The organism is Nocardia sp. X0981 (assembly GCF_977089955.1).
On the sequence record NZ_OZ372435.1, the window covers coordinates 1,165,239 to 1,181,120 of the forward strand.

General features: G+C 67.9%; 13 protein-coding genes. 4 read left to right on the plus strand and 9 right to left on the minus strand.

Annotated features, from left to right (window positions below; translation table 11 throughout):
* Positions 1-54 precede the first annotated feature (54 nt).
* Both ACYR7D_RS05080 and leuS read right to left on the minus strand, forming a co-directional pair.
* Positions 55-2,094: a PhoX family protein gene (locus tag ACYR7D_RS05080; RefSeq protein WP_459548464.1), complete on the minus strand. Its 2,040-nt coding sequence runs from the start codon at positions 2,092-2,094 to the stop codon at positions 55-57.
* A 130-nt stretch (positions 2,095-2,224) separates the two neighbouring features.
* Complete coding sequence (leuS, locus tag ACYR7D_RS05085) at positions 2,225-5,119, minus strand: leucine--tRNA ligase (RefSeq protein ID WP_459548465.1); 2,895 nt, start codon at positions 5,117-5,119, stop codon at positions 2,225-2,227.
* A 348-nt stretch (positions 5,120-5,467) separates the two neighbouring features.
* On the opposite strand from leuS, the gene ACYR7D_RS05090 reads away from it, so the two are divergent.
* Positions 5,468-5,890, plus strand: a complete 423-nt coding sequence (locus tag ACYR7D_RS05090) for an SdpI family protein (RefSeq protein WP_459548466.1) — start codon at positions 5,468-5,470, stop codon at positions 5,888-5,890.
* A gap of 7 nt (positions 5,891-5,897) precedes the next feature.
* Here the strand turns inward: ACYR7D_RS05090 and ggh are convergent, their stop codons facing one another.
* Positions 5,898-7,235, minus strand: coding sequence for a glucosylglycerate hydrolase (gene ggh / locus ACYR7D_RS05095; protein WP_459548467.1), 1,338 nt, complete (start codon positions 7,233-7,235; stop codon positions 5,898-5,900).
* A 224-nt stretch (positions 7,236-7,459) separates the two neighbouring features.
* Between ggh and ACYR7D_RS05100 the strand changes: the two genes are divergently transcribed.
* Complete coding sequence (locus ACYR7D_RS05100) at positions 7,460-8,158, plus strand: SDR family oxidoreductase (RefSeq protein ID WP_459548468.1); 699 nt, start codon at positions 7,460-7,462, stop codon at positions 8,156-8,158.
* A 34-nt stretch (positions 8,159-8,192) separates the two neighbouring features.
* Here ACYR7D_RS05100 and ACYR7D_RS05105 read toward each other — a convergent pair whose 3' ends face one another.
* A complete protein-coding gene (locus ACYR7D_RS05105) occupies positions 8,193-8,492 on the minus strand; it encodes a hypothetical protein (RefSeq protein WP_459548469.1) in 300 nt (99 codons plus the stop codon).
* A 487-nt stretch (positions 8,493-8,979) separates the two neighbouring features.
* Between ACYR7D_RS05105 and ACYR7D_RS05110 the strand changes: the two genes are divergently transcribed.
* Positions 8,980-9,618 (plus strand): ammonium transporter, encoded by a 639-nt coding sequence (locus ACYR7D_RS05110; protein ID WP_459548470.1) that lies wholly within the window; start codon positions 8,980-8,982, stop codon positions 9,616-9,618.
* A gap of 233 nt (positions 9,619-9,851) precedes the next feature.
* Here the strand turns inward: ACYR7D_RS05110 and ACYR7D_RS05115 are convergent, their stop codons facing one another.
* Positions 9,852-10,646 carry an LLM class F420-dependent oxidoreductase gene (locus tag ACYR7D_RS05115; protein WP_459548471.1) on the minus strand — a complete coding sequence of 265 codons (795 nt, stop codon included), beginning with the start codon at positions 10,644-10,646 and terminating at the stop codon, positions 9,852-9,854.
* A 267-nt stretch (positions 10,647-10,913) separates the two neighbouring features.
* On the opposite strand from ACYR7D_RS05115, the gene ACYR7D_RS05120 reads away from it, so the two are divergent.
* Entirely contained in the window at positions 10,914-11,741 is an 828-nt protein-coding gene (locus tag ACYR7D_RS05120) for an alpha/beta fold hydrolase (protein WP_459548472.1), read from the plus strand.
* Between the two features lie 88 nt (positions 11,742-11,829).
* On the opposite strand, the gene ACYR7D_RS05125 is transcribed toward ACYR7D_RS05120, so the two are convergent.
* The 4 genes from ACYR7D_RS05125 to ACYR7D_RS05140 are packed head-to-tail and all read right to left on the minus strand — an operon-like array spanning position 11,830 to position 15,720.
* A complete protein-coding gene (locus ACYR7D_RS05125; protein ID WP_459548473.1) occupies positions 11,830-13,257 on the minus strand; it encodes an MmgE/PrpD family protein in 1,428 nt (475 codons plus the stop codon).
* The gene (locus ACYR7D_RS05130) at positions 13,254-14,093 is read right to left on the minus strand and encodes a cyclase family protein (RefSeq protein ID WP_459548474.1); all 840 of its coding nucleotides are present in this window, start codon (positions 14,091-14,093) and stop codon (positions 13,254-13,256) included. The genes ACYR7D_RS05125 and ACYR7D_RS05130 overlap by 4 nt, the downstream gene beginning before the upstream one ends.
* Entirely contained in the window at positions 14,090-14,932 is an 843-nt protein-coding gene (locus ACYR7D_RS05135; RefSeq protein ID WP_459548475.1) for an HpcH/HpaI aldolase/citrate lyase family protein, read from the minus strand. Before ACYR7D_RS05135 ends, ACYR7D_RS05130 begins: the two co-directional genes overlap by 4 nt.
* Positions 14,929-15,720, minus strand: coding sequence for an IclR family transcriptional regulator (locus tag ACYR7D_RS05140; protein WP_459548476.1), 792 nt, complete (start codon positions 15,718-15,720; stop codon positions 14,929-14,931). Before ACYR7D_RS05140 ends, ACYR7D_RS05135 begins: the two co-directional genes overlap by 4 nt.
* Positions 15,721-15,882: the final 162 nt, after the last annotated feature.

Below are 15,882 nucleotides of genomic sequence, written 5' to 3' on the forward strand. Positions count from 1 at the left end.
CCGATCCGGCGCGGCGCCGGCTGAGGACACGGCCGGCGGCGCACCTCCCCGCGCCTACACCCCGATCCGGCCGCCGCCGGACTTCCAGACCGCCACCACAGCGGGCCGCGGCTGGGCGGTGCCACCGTCCGGCCAGTGTGAGGCGGGCCGCTCCACCGAGGCGTCGTCGGTTTCGCCCGGATGCTGCACACACACCACGACCCGTTCCTCGGTGATCACCGGGCCGCAGGTTTCGGCACCGATCGGCACCGACAGGAACTGTTTGGTTTCGCCCCGGCGATCGCCGTCGAGGACCACCGCGAACAGCCCGTCGTTGGCGTCCAGGGCATTGCCGTCGGTGCTGATCCACAGATTGCCGTAGGGATCGAACGCCAGATTGTCCGGGCAGGAGATCGGGCTCACCCCGGTTTTGTCGTACCCGGCGAAATAAGTGTCGGCGGCTGCCGGGTCACCGCACACCAGCAGCAGCGACCAGGTGAAGTCGGTGCCGGCGTGGTCGTCGGTGATCTCGAGCACCTGACCGTTCTTGTTCTCGTTGCGCGGATTGGCCTCGTCCGCGGGGGCCGCGCCGTCGGTACCGCGCCGGGTGTTGTTGGTCAGCGCCACATACACCTTGCCGGTTTTCGGGTTGGCCTCGAAATCCTCGGGCCGGTCCATCTTGGTGGCGCCGACCCTGTCGCCGGCCAGCCGGGTGAACACCGCGACCTCCTCGGCTGTCATCCCGTCCACCAGCGATTCACCGCGACCGTCCGCACCGGTACGCAGAATGGGGATCCACTGCCCGGTACCGGTGAAGCCCCGGTCCGACGGCACGGCACCCGAGCCGTCGATCCGGTCGGGGTGATCACCGGACAGTTTCGCCACGTAGAGGGTGCCGGCATCCAGGATGGTCAGATTGTGGCGGCGGGCGGCCGCACCGGTACCGGGCTCCATCTTGCGCGAGGAAACGAACTTGTACATGTAGTCGAAGCGTTCGTCGTCACCGCTGTAAGCGACCACGGTGCCGTCAGCGGTCACGTGGATATTCGCGGCCTCGTGCTTGAACCGGCCGAGCGCCGTGTGTTTGACGGGGGTGGAAGAGGGATCCCACGGGTCGATCTCCACCACCCAGCCGAAACGGTTGGATTCGTTGGGTTCGGCGGTGATATCGAAGCGCCGGTCGAACTTCTCCCAGTGATGCGGGGCATCGGATTCACCGATGCCGTACCGTTCCAGCCGCGCGGCGGTCACGGGATCGGCCGCTTCGCCCACGAAGTAGGCGTTGAAGTTCTCTTCGCCCGAGAGCACTGTGCCCCACGGGGTGACGCCGCCGGAGCAGTTGCTGATCGTGCCCAGCACCTTGGTCCCGGTGGGGTCGGCGGAGGTCCGCACCAGGGCACTACCGGCGGCCGGGCCGGTCAGGCGGAACTCGGTGGTGGCGGTGATACGCCGGTTGTACTTCCCGAAAACGGGCGTGAGCCGGCCGGTACCGGGCTCACCACGCACCTCGACCACGGAAAGCCCGTGCGCGGCCATCGCGATATCGACCTGTTCCCGGGTGATCGCCTCGGGGCGGTATCCGGGAAACATGAATTGTTCGGTGGTGTACTCGTGATTCACCACCAGCAGATACCTGCCCGGCTGTCCCTCGATCGGCAGCAGTCCGGCGAAATCGTTGTTGTAACCGAACTGCCTGGCCTGGGCGCCGGAGGTCTGCCGGAAGAAATCGAATTCGGGGGCGTCTTCGAACAGCGGATCACCCCAGCGGATCACCACGTCCTGCTCGTAACCCTCCGGCACGACCAGAGCGTCCTCGGTGTTCGGCGCGACCGGCGGGAACCCTGTTCCCATATTCTCCGTGTCCGCGGCCGTCCCGGCCTCGGCGCCGTCGCCGCAGGCGGCCAACGCCCCCGCCGCACCGATGGCGACCACCGCGGCGGCCCCGCCCCGCAACAGGCGGCGCCGCGAGATCCCGGCCACGATCTCACCGAAATACGTATTCGGCGAGGTATTGGGCACACCGTGGAAGCAGGCGTTGCCGCATTTGTACCGGCAGGTCACGCGCGAGCGGGAACCGGCCGGCTCGCCGGCGACGAAGAGCGCTAGAGGTTTCACAGTGGACTCCTGTTCCGGTCTGAACGCACGCACGCTAACCGACGCAGGCAAGACCCAGGAGTCCACCGGATTAACTACCGGCCAACAGGTTGCCCAGGGATTGCCCGGCAACCGGATCACCGGCGCCGGTTCACGCCACGATGTTCACCAGCCGGCCCGGCACCACGATCAGCTTGCGCGGCGCCTTGCCGTTCAGCAAAGCCGTGATCTTCTCGTCAGCCAGCGCCGCCGCCTCGATCGCCGCCTGATCGGCCTCCGGATCCACCTGGATCCTGCTGCGGACCTTCCCGTTCACCTGGATCGGATATTCCACGGTCTCCGCGGTCAGCAGCGCGGGGTCGGCGACCGGGAACGGACCGTGCGCCAGCGAATGGGTGTGGCCCAGGCGTTCCCACAGTTCCTCGGTCATATGCGGAGCCAGCGGGGCCAGCATCAGCACCACCGGCTCCACCGCGGAACGCGGGGCTCCCTGGGGATACGCCTTGGTCAAATGGTTGGTGAGCTCGATCAGTTTCGCGCCGGCCGTATTGTCACGCATGGCCGCCAGATCCTCGTCCACACCGGCGATGGTGCGGTGCAGCAGCCGCAGCGTCTCATCGGTGGGATTGTCCTCGGTGACCCGGACCGCACCGGTCTCCTCGTCCACCACCAGCCGCCAGACGCGCTGCAGGAAACGATGCGCGCCGATGACATCCTTGGTCGCCCACGGCCGCGAGGTGTCCAGCGGGCCCATCGACATCTCGTAGAAACGGAAGGTATCGGCACCGTACAGATCGCAGATCTCATCCGGGGCGATGGCATTCTTCAGCGATTTGCCGATCTTGCCGTACTCCTGGTTCACCTCCACCTCGGTACCCGAGGCGTCCGTCCAGTAGAACCTGCCGTCGCGTTCGGTCACCTCGGCGGCCGGGACATAGGCCCCCCGCGCATCGGTGTAGGCGTAGGCCTGGATGTAGCCCTGATTGAACAGGCGGCGATACGGTTCGCTGCCGCTCACCTCACCCAGGTCGAACAGCACCTTCTGCCAGAACCGGGCGTACAGCAGGTGCAGCACCGCATGCTCCACACCACCCACGTACAGATCCACACCACCTGGATCGGCGGCGCCGTGCTCCGCGGGGCGCGGCCCCAGCCAGTAGTTCTCGTTCTCCTTCGCGCAGAACGCTTCACCATTGGTGGGGTCGGCGTAGCGCAGCTGATACCAGGAGCTACCCGCCCAGTTGGGCATCACATTGGTATCGCGCCGGTAGCGCCGCGGACCGTCGCCCAGATCCAGCTCCACCTCGACCCAGTCGGTGGCCTTGGCCAGAGGCGGCGAGGGCTCGGAATCCGCGTCGTCCGGATCGAAGGTGACCGGAGCGAAATCGTCCATTTCGGGCAGCTGGACCGGCAGCATCGACTCCGGCAGCGCATGCGGGGCGCCGGATTCGTCGTAGACGATCGGGAACGGTTCACCCCAGTACCGCTGACGGGCGAACAGCCAGTCGCGCAACTTGTACTGCACCGTGCCCGCGCCGCGTCCGTCGGCTTCCAGCCGGGCGATCACCGCGGCCTTGGCATCCGCGATGGACAGACCGTCCAGATAGTCGGAGTTGATGGCCGGGCCGTCGCCGGTGTAGGCCGCACCGTCGAACCCGGCGGGCGGCTGCACGGTGCGGATGATCGGCAGGCCGAAGGCGGTTGCGAAATCCCAGTCGCGCTGATCCTGACCCGGTACCGCCATGATCGCGCCGGTACCGTAACCACTCAGCACATAGTCGGCGATGAAAACCGGGATTCGGGCGCCGTTGACCGGGTTGGTGGCATGGGTGCCCAGGAAAACGCCGGTCTTCTCCCTGTTCTCCTGCCGTTCCAGGTCCGATTTGGCGGCAACGGCCTTCCGGTACGCCGCGACCGCGGCCGCCGGTGTCGCGGCGCCGGCGGTCCAGCGGGGGTCGGTGTCCTCCGGCCAGGCCGCCGCGGTCAACCGGTCGACCATCTCGTGCTCGGGAGCCAGCACCATATAGGTGGCGCCGAACAGGGTGTCGGGACGTGTGGTGAAAACCTCGACATCCCCCGCATCGGTGGCGAACTCCACCCGGGCACCACGCGAACGCCCGATCCAGTTGCGCTGCATGGCCTTCACGTTCTCCGGCCAGTCCACGTACTCGAGATCGTCGATCAGCCGGTCCGCATAGGCGGTGATCCGCATCATCCACTGCCACAACCGCTTCCGGAACACTGGGAAATTGCCGCGTTCACTACGGCCGTCGGCGGTGACCTCTTCGTTCGACAGCACCGTCCCCAGACCCGGGCACCAGTTCACCACCGAATCGGTCTGGTACACCAGCCGATACGAGTCGAGCACGGCACCGCGTTCGGCAGCGGTCATACTCGCCCAATCCTTGCCGTCCGGGGCCGGGCGGGCGCCCGTGGCGAACTGCCGCTCCAGCTCCGCGATCGGCCGCGCGCGATCGGCCTCCTGGTCGTACCAAGCGTTGTAGATACGCAGGAAGATCCACTGTGTCCACCGGTAGTACTCGGGGTCGGTGGTGGCGAACGAGCGCCGCCGGTCGTGCCCCAGGCCCAGCCGATCCAGCTGCCGCCGCATGGTGGCGATATTGGATTCGGTGGTATCCCGCGGATGCGCGCCGGTCTGCACGGCGTACTGCTCGGCGGGCAGACCGAAGGCGTCGTAGCCCAGCGCGTGCAGCACATTGCGGCCGCGCATCCGGTGATAGCGGGCGAACACGTCGGTGGCGATATAGCCCAGCGGATGACCGACATGCAGCCCGGCGCCCGACGGGTAGGGGAACATGTCCTGGACGAACAGTTTGTCCGCGGGAACCTCGCCGGCGAGCGGACCGACCGGGTTGGGCGCGTGGAAGGTGCCGCGCTCGTTCCAGCGCTGCTGCCAGCGTCGTTCGATCTCCCCCGCGAGTGCGGCGGTATACCGGTGGGCAGGTGTATCGGCGGCCCGGCCCTGGGTGGCGCCGTTGTCTACCGAGCTCTGCCCGGCGGTCTCGGTTGCGCGGGTGTCCTGCACGGTCCTGCCTTCTCTAGCTGCCGATGGGGGGAGAAATCCGTCGTCGAACAGCGTAAGACGTAGCCCCTGACTAGCCCAAAAGGTGGGGGCGTGGGCAGGTGAGGGGCCCGGAAGGAAAGAGAGTCGGCTCGATCACAAGGGGGTGTGGGTACAGGGGATCGCGGCGCGGGTGCGCTCGTCTCATGGTTTCCGTTTTTCCGATGGTCCGCCTACGTGGTTCGGGGCCCGTCTCGGGTCTGGAGCGAAGGAGCGCAGCGACTGAGCGAAGGAGTGAAGACCCGAGACACAAGGGGGCCCCGAACCCGCGGCGCCGCAGGCGCCGCAAATAAACACTGCTAGGCTGACCTGGTGTTTGTTGTCGCGATACTGCTCTTCGTCTTGGCCGTGGTAGCCCTGGCGACGGGCGTGCTGGGCCTCCTCGGTCGTCTTCCCGGTAATCGCTATATCGGGGTGCACACCGAGGCCGCGCTGCGCGACGAGACCGCGTTCCGTACCGCCAACCGGGTGGCCGCCCCTACCTCGATCACCGCCGGTGCGTTGCTGGCCGCGGGCGCGCTGGTCGTGCTGGCATCGGGCGGGCTCACCGCTGTGCTGGTGGCCGTGGGTGTGTTGGTGATCGCGCTGTTCACCCTCGGTGCCGGGGCCACCGCGGGCGCTCGCGCCGCCGAGGCCGTGGCCCCGCCGGTGGAGACCGGTGGCTGCGGTGGCTCCTGCGGGGGTTGTTCGCTGAAGAACACCTGCGAACCGGCCGCGAATTCGCAGCCGGCCTGACGGCCGCTCAGCCCAGCCAGTCCAGGACCGAGGCTGCCGTCCACGACTGCTGCATACTCCCCAGTGGTTCCCCGGTGAACGGTTCGTAGTACTCGGCGAAGCTTCCGTCGCTGGCTTGCCGCAGAGCTTCGGCACGCAGCATGAAGGCGCGTTCGGCCCATCCGCGGTGGGCGAATACCCAGGAGAACAGCCAGCTCATCACGGGCCAGACCGGCCCGCGCCAGTATTCGCGCGGCCGGAAATCCTTCGAGACCGGGGAAGTGGACGGTGGCAGCGCGTAGCGCAGGTCCGGGTGGCCGCAGAAACGCGGGCCCTCGAACAGGCGCAGCAGGTTGCGTTCGGTGGCTCGGGGCAGGCCACCGCTGATGAGCGGCGCGAACATGGCGAGGGTCTCGGTGGTGATCCAGCGGTTCAGGCGCGTGTCGTAATCGCGGGCCGCCCCGGTGCGCGCGTCCGTGGTGGCCACGACCCCGGCGCGGAACCGCTCGGCCCAGCCGAACAGTTCGCGGGTATCGGCTTTGGGCTGGTGATACTCCTCACCGATCTGTCCCAGCACTTCGCAGGCCAGGGAGAAGATCGCGGTGACGAACACGTCCTCGACCGCGAAACTCATCACCGAACTCAATGTGTCGTCGTCGTAGCGGGACCGCCGCATCTGTTCCACCAGCCACAGGTACCGGTCGTATTCCCGGTCGGTGGGCCGCTGGGTCGGGTCGGAGACGACGAGCACGTCCTCCCGCCGGTAGGGCGGCAGATCACCGGGTACGACGTGCTCGTAGGCCCGGTCCCAGCGCGGCGAATTGTCCATACCCGATTCCCACCCGTGGTAGAGGGTGATCCGGCCGCTACCCCGGGGGTCGCGGGCGTGGGCGAGCCAGCGGTGCCAGCGCACCAGATCGGGCCAGCGGCGGTTGAGGAATTCTTCGGCGACCGCGCGGGTGGTGCGGCCGTGCCGTCGCGCATGGTCGAGGATCCGCTGGACGGCGATGGCATGTACCGGCGGCTGGGTGATACCGGAGGTGTCCGGTCCGTCCGGGGCGTTGGCCGCGAGCAGCCGGCATTCCCAGCGGGCCGGGCCGGGGAAGTAGCCGTCGACCCCGTTGGCGAAGACGATATGCGGGATCATCCCGTTCTTCCATTGCGCCGAGAGCAGGGTGTCGAGTTCGATCACCGCGCGTTCGACGCTCAGCGGTGCCAAGCCCACCGCCACGAATGCCGCGTCCCAGCTCCACATATGCGGATACAGCCGGGGTGCGGCGCTGGTCATGGTCCCCAAATCGTTGCCACGCAGCAGATAGGCCGCGCGGGCGGCGAGCTGCGTAGGGGTGAAACCCGGGTGTGCCATGGCTATATCTTGCTGGTTGGGGTGGTACCACGTCCGTTCGGTGCGGATGATCGCCATATCTACCGGTTTCCGGTTTCGGCGTGATGTGCCCGGTATTTCCGCCGCGCTACGACATCGGGTGGGCCTCGCGTCCGGCGGCCGATGCAGACGCGGGTGTGGTAGGCCATATCAGCGGAGGTGCGGTATTCGTTCCGCGGACCCGGGTGAGAAGGAGGAGTGGCGATATGCGGGACAGCGCGCCGCGAGGGGCGGACCGGCCCCTGGCATTGATCACCGGCGGTGGCCGGGGCCTGGGCGCCGCGATCGCCCGTGAGCTGGCCCCGGATCACGCCTTGTTACTGGGCGGGCGGACGGCCGCGGGTTTGGAACCCATCCTGTCCGAACTGCCGGATGCCACCGGCTGGCCGGTGGACCTCACGGACTATCCGGCGGTCGCCGCGGCCGCGCAACCCATCGAACGGCTCGAGGTACTGGTGCACAATGCGGGTATCGCCGATCTGGGGACGATCGCCGAGTCCACGGTGCGGCAGTGGCGCGAGACCCTCGAGGCCAATCTGATCGCCGTAGCCGAGCTCACCCGGGTGCTGTTACCGGCGTTACGGGCGGCGAACGGACATGTGGTGTTGATCAATTCGGGGGCGGGGTTACGCGCCAACGCGGGATGGGCGAGCTATGCGGCCAGTAAGTTCGGATTGCGCGCTTTCGGGGACGCGTTGCGGCTGGAGGAACCCTCGATCCGGGTGACCTCGGTCCATCCGGGCCGTATCGACACCGATATGCAGCGCGCGATCGTCGCCGGTGAGGGACGCCCTTACGAACCGGATCATTTCCTGCGACCCGAGACTGTCGCCCGCGCGGTGCGTACGGCGATCGATACGCCCCGCGACGGGCATCCGACCGAGATCGTGCTCCGGCCTCGCTGACGGTGTGCCCGGCGCGTCCGGCACCGGGCATCGGTCAGTGTTCGTCGTAGTGGCCGTCGTGGGGGGCGTGCCGGTGGCCGTCGTGGATGTAGTCGACGTGGTCGCCGTGCGGGACCGCGACATGCCCGCAGCCCTCACCGTGCACGTGTTCGTGGGTCCCACCGTGCTCGTGATGCTCCGCGGCTTCGCATTCGTCGTAGTGGTCCGCGTGCTCGCGATGCAGGTGACCGTCGTGGACGTAGTCGACGTGGTCGCCGTGCGGGACCGCGACATGCCCGCAGTCGGGGCCGTGCACATGGGTGTGATCGGTGTGCTGAGCGTGTGCCGTTGCCATCGGTGTTCCTTCTTTCCTCGGAGCGGGTCAGCGGGAACTACGCACTCCCTCACATTACCAAGTGCGCATCAATGCAGATAGCTATGAATTCACCGAGGTCACCGTAACGTCGATGGGATACGACCCCCGGTACAGTGGGGACGACGCGCCGAGGGCCGTGATACCTCGCCCCGGCAGCTTGTTCCCCGGCCGGGGTTCCCGCCGGGCAGGATCGCCGCGCATTCCCGCGCGATCATGCGCGAGCCTTCTCCGGCGCATCTCCCCGAGCAACCGCGGCGCAGCAGAGTACCCGAAACATCCCATCATTAAACATTTCCGGGAATAAATTACTTCATTCCCGTGTCGTTCCAGTTCCGGGCGCGTAACGTCCGTGTCGTTCGAAACCACCGCCCCCCGAACAGCTTCGGGTCCGGCGGCATCAGATGACGCGTTTGTTCTGGCCGGAAACCTCTGGCAATACCGTGATGAAGATCGGACATACCTACCCATGATGATCCGCAAGATCGTTGCGGCCGTTGTGCCGCTGCTGGCCACCACCACCGTCGGTGCTGCGGTCGTGCACGCAGAGCCCCCCACACCGGATATCGGTTACCGCACCGAGTTGGTCGGCAGCACCGTGGTCACCACGCTCACCCACGGCACCTTCGAATCGGCCGGCGAAAACGTCGATATCCTCGACGAATCCGGCGCCACCGTGATGTCGCTACCCCTGGCCGTACGGGAGGGCGGCACCGAATACCCACTGCCCCACGCGATCCGAGAAGACGGCCGGGTGCTCGAACTGACGGCGGTCAAGGACGTCGCCGCGGCCCGGCCGGCCGCCGAACCGGTGGCCTCACCGCAGGAGAACTATGCCGCCCAGGTGAACTTTGCCTCGCAATTCGGACTCGCCTCCGCCGTCGGCGGTTTCATCGGCACGGCCATCGGCGCCCTCGTCGGCCTCACGGGCATAGTCGGCGGCCCGACCGTGGTCGCCAGTGTGATCGCGGGAGCCACCATCGGTGGCATCATCGGCACCCTGGTGGTCGGGGGTCCGACGCTGATCATCGCCGGTATCGACCTGATCAACACCCTGGTCGCCGCCCCCGGGACCACTCAGTGGGCGGCGAATCAGCAGGGCCGCTGATCGTTTCGGTATCGCACCGCGGGCCCCGGAGAACGCAAGCCCGCGGTAACCGGTCCACCGAGCCGGCGTGCGGGCGGCACCTCACGCGCACGCCGGCTCATCGGGGCGACACCTCGTAGGACCCGGAAACATTGCCGCGGAGAAACTTCCACGCCTACGGGTGTGCCCGTTCGAGGGGTCGGGCAGCACGGCCGGACACTGTTCCTTCGGTGCCCGGCCGGACGGAAGAACGCTCAGGCGATACCGGTGACCGGTTCCGGATTCGTCCGGTCCCGCCAGGCCAGCGCCTCCCGCACCTGGCTGAGGTCGTAGTCCGGGCCGGTGATCCCCACGGTGAACAGGGTCGCGCCCGCGTCCAGATAGGCGGGGGCGGCCTCCGTGCCGGGCCAGGCGACCGACCGCTCGATCTTCTGGGGGGCGGTGCCCACCCGAGCACAGTGCTCGTCGAGCACCTGGCTCTTGTGGGTGAACACCTCCAGCTCGCCGAAGCTGTGCCAGATATCGGCGTATTCGGCCACCAGTCGCAACGTCTTCTTCTCCCCGCCGCCCCCGATGAGGATCGGGATCTCCCGGACGGGCTGCGGGTTCAGCTTCGTCAGCCGGCCGGTGATCCGCGGCAGGTACTCCTTCAGCAGATCCAGCCGGCTCCCGGCGGTGCCGAACTCGTAGCCGTACTCCTCGTAGTCGCGCTCGAACCAGCCCGACCCGATACCCAGGATCAGCCGGCCGCCGCTGATCCGGTCGACGGTGCGGGCCATATCCGCCAGCAGATCGGGATTGCGGTAGCCGCCGCCGGTCACCAGCGCACCGATCTCGACCCGTTCGGTCTGCTCGGCGAACGCGCCGAGCATGGTCCAGCATTCGTAGTGGGCGCCGTCGGGGTTCCCGTACAGCGGGTAGAAATGATCCCAGTTGAACACGATGTCCACCCCGGCGTCCTCGGCCCGCAAAACCGCGTCGCGGATGAGTCCGTAGTCGGGGGCGTGCTGGGGCTGAAGTTGGACTCCGATCCGAACCGGTCGGCTCATTCTCTCGACTCCTCGTCGTCGGCTTGATCTCCCGGATCCGAGGCTACCGGCGCGAACTCCCCCGGGTGCGGTGGAAACGGCACCCGACCTCGCACCGGCCGAGGAGTCCACGCCCGGTTTCTTTCCGAAATTCCGTTAGCGCATGGATTGCGTAACGGATGAATACATTCCTTCGCGGCGAGTTTTTCGTCGGTAGCATTTCGTCAGCAGCTCGTTGTCACGACCTGGGGCAGGTCGGCGATCACGCACAGAAGGAGAACCCCGCTCATGCCTGTGTGCACGACTCGCGACGATGTGAAAATCTATTACAAGGATTGGGGCCACGGCCGCCCGGTGGTGTTCCTCCACGGCTGGCCGCTCGACGCGGACGCCTGGGACGAGCAGATGAAATTCGTGGCCGATCGCGGGTACCGGGGTATCGCACACGACCGCCGCGGACACGGGCGATCGGACCAGCCGTGGCGCGGCTACGATTTCGATACTTTCGCCGACGATCTGAACGACCTGATCACCGGCCTCGATCTGCGCGACGTAACGCTGGTGGCGCATAGTATGGGCGGCGGTGAGCTCGCCCGCTACATCGGCCGGCACGGCACCGGGCGAGTGCACTCGGCGGTGCTGCTCTCGGCGATTCCACCCCTGATGATCCAGAAGGAAAACAATCCCGAAGGCGTCCCGGAAAAGGTTTTCGAGGAAATCAGGACCGGAATTCTCAATGAGCGGTCGCAATTCTGGAAGGACACCTCGGAGGTTTTCTTCGGCGCGAACCGGCCGGGCAACAGGGTAACTCCGGGAAATCGCGACGCGTTCTGGTTCATGGCGATGCACGAGAGTATCGAGGCGGGCGTGAAATGCGTCGACGCGTTCGCCTATACGGATTTCACCGAGGATCTGCGGAAATTCGATGTCCCCACGCTGATCGTGCACGGCGACGACGATCAGGTGGTCCCTCTCGAGGCCACGGGCCGCAAAGCCGCACAGCTCATCCCCGAGGCCACGCTGAAGGTATACGAGGGTAGTTCGCACGGTATCGCGCTCGTTCCCGGGGACAAGGAGCGCTTCGACGACGACCTACTGGAATTCCTCGACCGCTGAGCGGGCAGCGGACCGCGTTCCGTGGCCACTCCACGGGAACACGGTCCGGCCCACAGCGCCGGGAACGCGGCGGAAAGGTCGCGGCTCGTCAACCACGCACGAGCGACATGAGCGGTTCGAGCGAATCGGCCGAAGGCAGTGCGAGGGCCTGCTCGGCGACCGCGCCCGCGGTCTGCGTGGCCAATCGCCCGTCGACGTTGAGATCGAACTTCAGGGTGAGTTCGGCGTCGGAGAGCGGGTTGGCCGGACCACCGCGATTGTGGTCCACCCGGGCCTCGTGCCAGGCACCGTCGCGGGTGCGTACCCGGAGTACAGCGGGAAACTGGTGCGGGTAGATCTCGTCGCACCGATCGTCCCGGCGGCTCACCACGCGGGCCGCCAGTTCCAGCGTGCGTGGGTCCCGGGCCGCCTCGTCGGTGAAATCGGCGTGGCCCACGCCCAGGCCGGAGCCACCGAGCAGGGCGCGCGCCACGGTGAACGGTCCCGAGAACGCGGCGTGATACCCGGATTCCGGAGCCGCCTTGGCCGCGGGCGGTTCGGCGATGGTGCGCAACACCGGCCCCGGCACACCGAGCACGATTTCCTCGATCTCCGCCGGGTCGAGCCCGTTGCCGCGGAGCGCGCGGGCGGCATCGATCCCGGCATGGGTGAAGTGGTTGCACGGATAGGGCTTGAAGAAGATTCCGGGCAGTTCCCAGTGCTCACCCAGCTTCTCGACCACTTTCGCGGCATCGGCCCGCTCCCCGCAGAACGCGTACAGGAAACCGAACCGGCCCTCGATCACCGTCGGCGGGCCGGTGAGCCCGTGCCGGGCGAATTCCGCCGCCGTCACGCCCGAATGCGCCGCCCAGCCGCAATGCGCGCGTTTGACCGTGCCGCCGGTCCGGTTGGCTTCGAGCAGACCCGCGCCGAAACTGGCGGCGATACCCATGGCATCGGCGATACCTTCGGCGTCCAGGCCGTACAGCATCGCCGCGGCGGCGGCCGAGCCCACGGCACCACAGATCGACGTAGCGTGCTGACCGCGTTCGAAGAATTCGGAATTACCGAGTTCTTCGTCGTAACCACCCATACCCAGGCGCACCGCGATCTCGATGCCCACACCCGCCGCGTCCAGTACGGCCGCGCCCGGCGCGCCGGTGGCCTCGCCGACGGCGAGCGCGGCGGGGACCACCGACGCGGACGGATGCAGGACGGACGGCAGATGTGTGTCGTCGGAATCCATCGAATGCGCGAGCGTGCCGTTCACCAGAGCGGCGGTCGCCGCCGGAAAACGCTCCCCGGTGCCGATACCGGTGGCGGCGGGGGCGCCGGCCCAGCCGCGCGCTACCGCGGTGACGGCACGAGCGGACGGCTGCCCCTGCGCGGCGAGTGAGTTGCCGAGGACATCGAGCACGCGGCGGGCCACATCCTTGCGCAGTTCCGCGGGCAGTCCGTCGACGCGGATCCGCTGCGCCAGGGCAGCGAGGCGACCCACGACGGTACCCTGCAGATCGTGACGGGTAGCGGTGCTCATGAGGTCACCACCGCGACAGGACGCACCGGCGATCCGGTACCGCCGGTGATCCGCAACGGCGCCATGACGAAGGTGAACTCGGTGAGTCCGCGGGCACTGGCATCCTCGAGGTTCAGATGTTCGATGATATGGATTCCGTTCTCCACCAAGAGAACCCGGTGCACCGGCAATACACTGTGCCCCTTGCCCGGCGGGATGTGCTCGAAGGCGGTGGTATCCGCGCCGGCGGCCACGATTCCCGCGGCGGCCAGCCACTGTGCCGCGCTCACATCCGCGCCCGGTACCCCGTCCTGCTGCCCGAGGTAACGCTGCGCGTCCTCGAAATGCCGGGCCCAGCCGGTGCGGATGAGCACGACGTCGCCGCGGCGCGGGCTCACTCCGGCGGCGTCGGCGGCGTCACGCAGATCCTGCTCGGTGATCGCGCGACCCGCCTCGAGCGAATCGACCCCGCGCACCCGCGCCACATCCAGGAGCAGGCCCCGGCACAGCACGAACGGGATGGTTTCCGCGCCCAGCTGCGTGAACCGGCCACCGCGCTGGGCCTCGTCGGCATCGATACCGCCGTGCAGCTTGCCCTCGTGACTCACATGCGAAAGGGCATCGACATGTGTGCCGACGTGGCCGCCGGTCACGATGATCTCGTTGGAGGCCGATCCGCCGTCCGGGCGGACCATATCGCCGTGCCGGCGGATGAGGGTCATCCGGAAGCCCGGATGGTTGGGGGAACACGGCATCCCCGTCGTATGCGGATGCCCCAGCTCGACGATATCCAGCCGGTTGCCCACCACGGCGTTCAGCAGGGCGTCCGGGCCTGTGGTAACGGTCTGTTCGGTCATGCTCTCACTCCTCGTACTGCGGTGGCCCGAGCCCGTTCGAGAACCACCCGGGCGTTCGCGACGACGGCGGGATCGATGAATCTGCCGTCGTCGTCGAGGACCGCGGATTCCCCCGCCGCCGTGGAGGCGGCCGCGCGGTCCACGATCCGCCGGGCCCGTTCCTGTTCTTCCGGCGCCGGCGTATAGGCCTGATTGACGATGTCTATCTGCTTCGGGTGGATAACGGAGCGGCCGAAGAACCCTTGGGCGCGCCCGGCGCGTGAAGTACTCGCCAGTCCCGCCGGATCGTCGACGGCGGTCCAGACACTCTGTACCGGCGAGGACAGCCCGGCGGCCCGCGCGGCGGTGACGATCCAGCCGCGCGCCCACGCCAACCCGTCCGCCTCGGTGCGCATATCGGCCGCCAGGTCCGCTTCACCGAGCGCGATACCGGTCACCCGCGGATGGCATCGCGCGATACGTGGCGCCGCCAGCAGGCCCGCCGCGGATTCGATGATGGCGTGTACCGCACAGGTGAGCCGCTCCGCTGTCGCCGCCACCGTGGCGGGGTCCTCGGCTTTCGGCAACCGGACCCCGGCGGGCGCTACGGCGGCCCCGGCCAGGGCGGCCGTTTCGTTCTCGAGCCATTCGGACCCGATGGCGTTGAGGCGCAACCAGACCTTTCGCTCCGGGGGCGCGGTCCGCAGCGCCTCCAGCGCGTTGAGCAGGGCGCGTTCCTTGGCCCCGACCGGGACCGCGTCCTCGAGATCGATGACCACCGCGTCGGCGGCGCTGTCGAGGGCTTTGCCGATGCGGTCGTCGCGATGGCCGGGAACATAGAGCCAGGTGCGTGGCGTCACTGTGACTTCACCGCCGTGGTGGCCGGGCGGTACCCGAGGGCGCGCGATACCCGCTGGGCGGCCTCGCGCAGCGCGCTCTCGTGCCGCTCACACGCCTCGGCGGTCATCCGATAGGCGGGACCGCAGACCGAGACCGAACCGACCACCGATCCGTCGGCGCCGAAGACCGGGGCGGCGATCGATCCCGCGCCTTCCTGCCGTTCCCCGCTGGACCGGCACACTCCCCGCTCACGTGTCCGGCGCAGGGCGGCGCGCAGGGCATCGGGGTCGACGATCGTACCGGCGGTCAGCCGTGGCAGCGGCCGGGACAGCAGATCCTCCTGCTCCTCCTCGGAGAGATGGGCCAGGATGACCCGGCCCGAGGACCCGCTGTGCAGTTCGAAACGCCTGCCCAGCTCGACGGTCATTTTTATTTCCTGGGTACTCTCGACCTGATCGAGGTACACGCGGCCACCGGGCAGGCGTCCGCTCACCGTCGCCGTTTCGCCCGTGGCCCGTTGCAGGTCCACCAGGGCCTCCCGTGCCATCCGCCGCAGCGGAGACACGTCCAGGGCGCGGGCGCCGAGCGTCGCGGCCGCCGGCCCGAGCAGGTACCGCCGGGTCGAGGGCTCGTACAGCAGCAGTCCGCATTCGACGAAGGTCGTGAGGATGCGGTGGGCGACGGCCTTGGACATCCCGGTCGAGCGGGCGATCTCCGAGACGCCCAGCGCGCTCGACCGGCGGCCGAACTCGAGCAGCACCTCCGCTGCCCGCGCGGCAGACGTGGTGCCTCCACTGGAGGGCTCCATCGTGGCTCCGTTCTGCGGGTCGATTCGTGGTTCGGTCGGCGGAATACGCCGAAGCACCACCCTAAAGCTGAACAAGTTGTACCGCTTAGCGAAACGATTGTCCAGTGACCCTCGGCGCACTGGTTGACGTTTCCGTGGAGTAAATCCAAGCTACAGGCACTT

What these genes read in the sequence shown, in the direction of transcription:
- ACYR7D_RS05130 (WP_459548474.1), bottom strand. Translation starts at nt 14,093, where the DNA reads ATGACCGAACAGACCGTTACCACAGGCCCGGACGCCCTGCTGAACGCC.
- ACYR7D_RS05125 (WP_459548473.1), bottom strand. Translation starts at nt 13,257, where the DNA reads ATGAGCACCGCTACCCGTCACGATCTGCAGGGTACCGTCGTGGGTCGC.
- ACYR7D_RS05115 (WP_459548471.1), bottom strand. Translation starts at nt 10,646, where the DNA reads ATGAGCCGACCGGTTCGGATCGGAGTCCAACTTCAGCCCCAGCACGCC.
- ACYR7D_RS05140 (WP_459548476.1), bottom strand. Translation starts at nt 15,720, where the DNA reads ATGGAGCCCTCCAGTGGAGGCACCACGTCTGCCGCGCGGGCAGCGGAG.
- ACYR7D_RS05110 (WP_459548470.1), top strand. Translation starts at nt 8,980, where the DNA reads ATGATGATCCGCAAGATCGTTGCGGCCGTTGTGCCGCTGCTGGCCACC.
- ACYR7D_RS05100 (WP_459548468.1), top strand. Translation starts at nt 7,460, where the DNA reads ATGCGGGACAGCGCGCCGCGAGGGGCGGACCGGCCCCTGGCATTGATC.
- ACYR7D_RS05105 (WP_459548469.1), bottom strand. Translation starts at nt 8,492, where the DNA reads ATGGCAACGGCACACGCTCAGCACACCGATCACACCCATGTGCACGGC.
- ggh (WP_459548467.1), bottom strand. Translation starts at nt 7,235, where the DNA reads ATGGCACACCCGGGTTTCACCCCTACGCAGCTCGCCGCCCGCGCGGCC.
- ACYR7D_RS05120 (WP_459548472.1), top strand. Translation starts at nt 10,914, where the DNA reads ATGCCTGTGTGCACGACTCGCGACGATGTGAAAATCTATTACAAGGAT.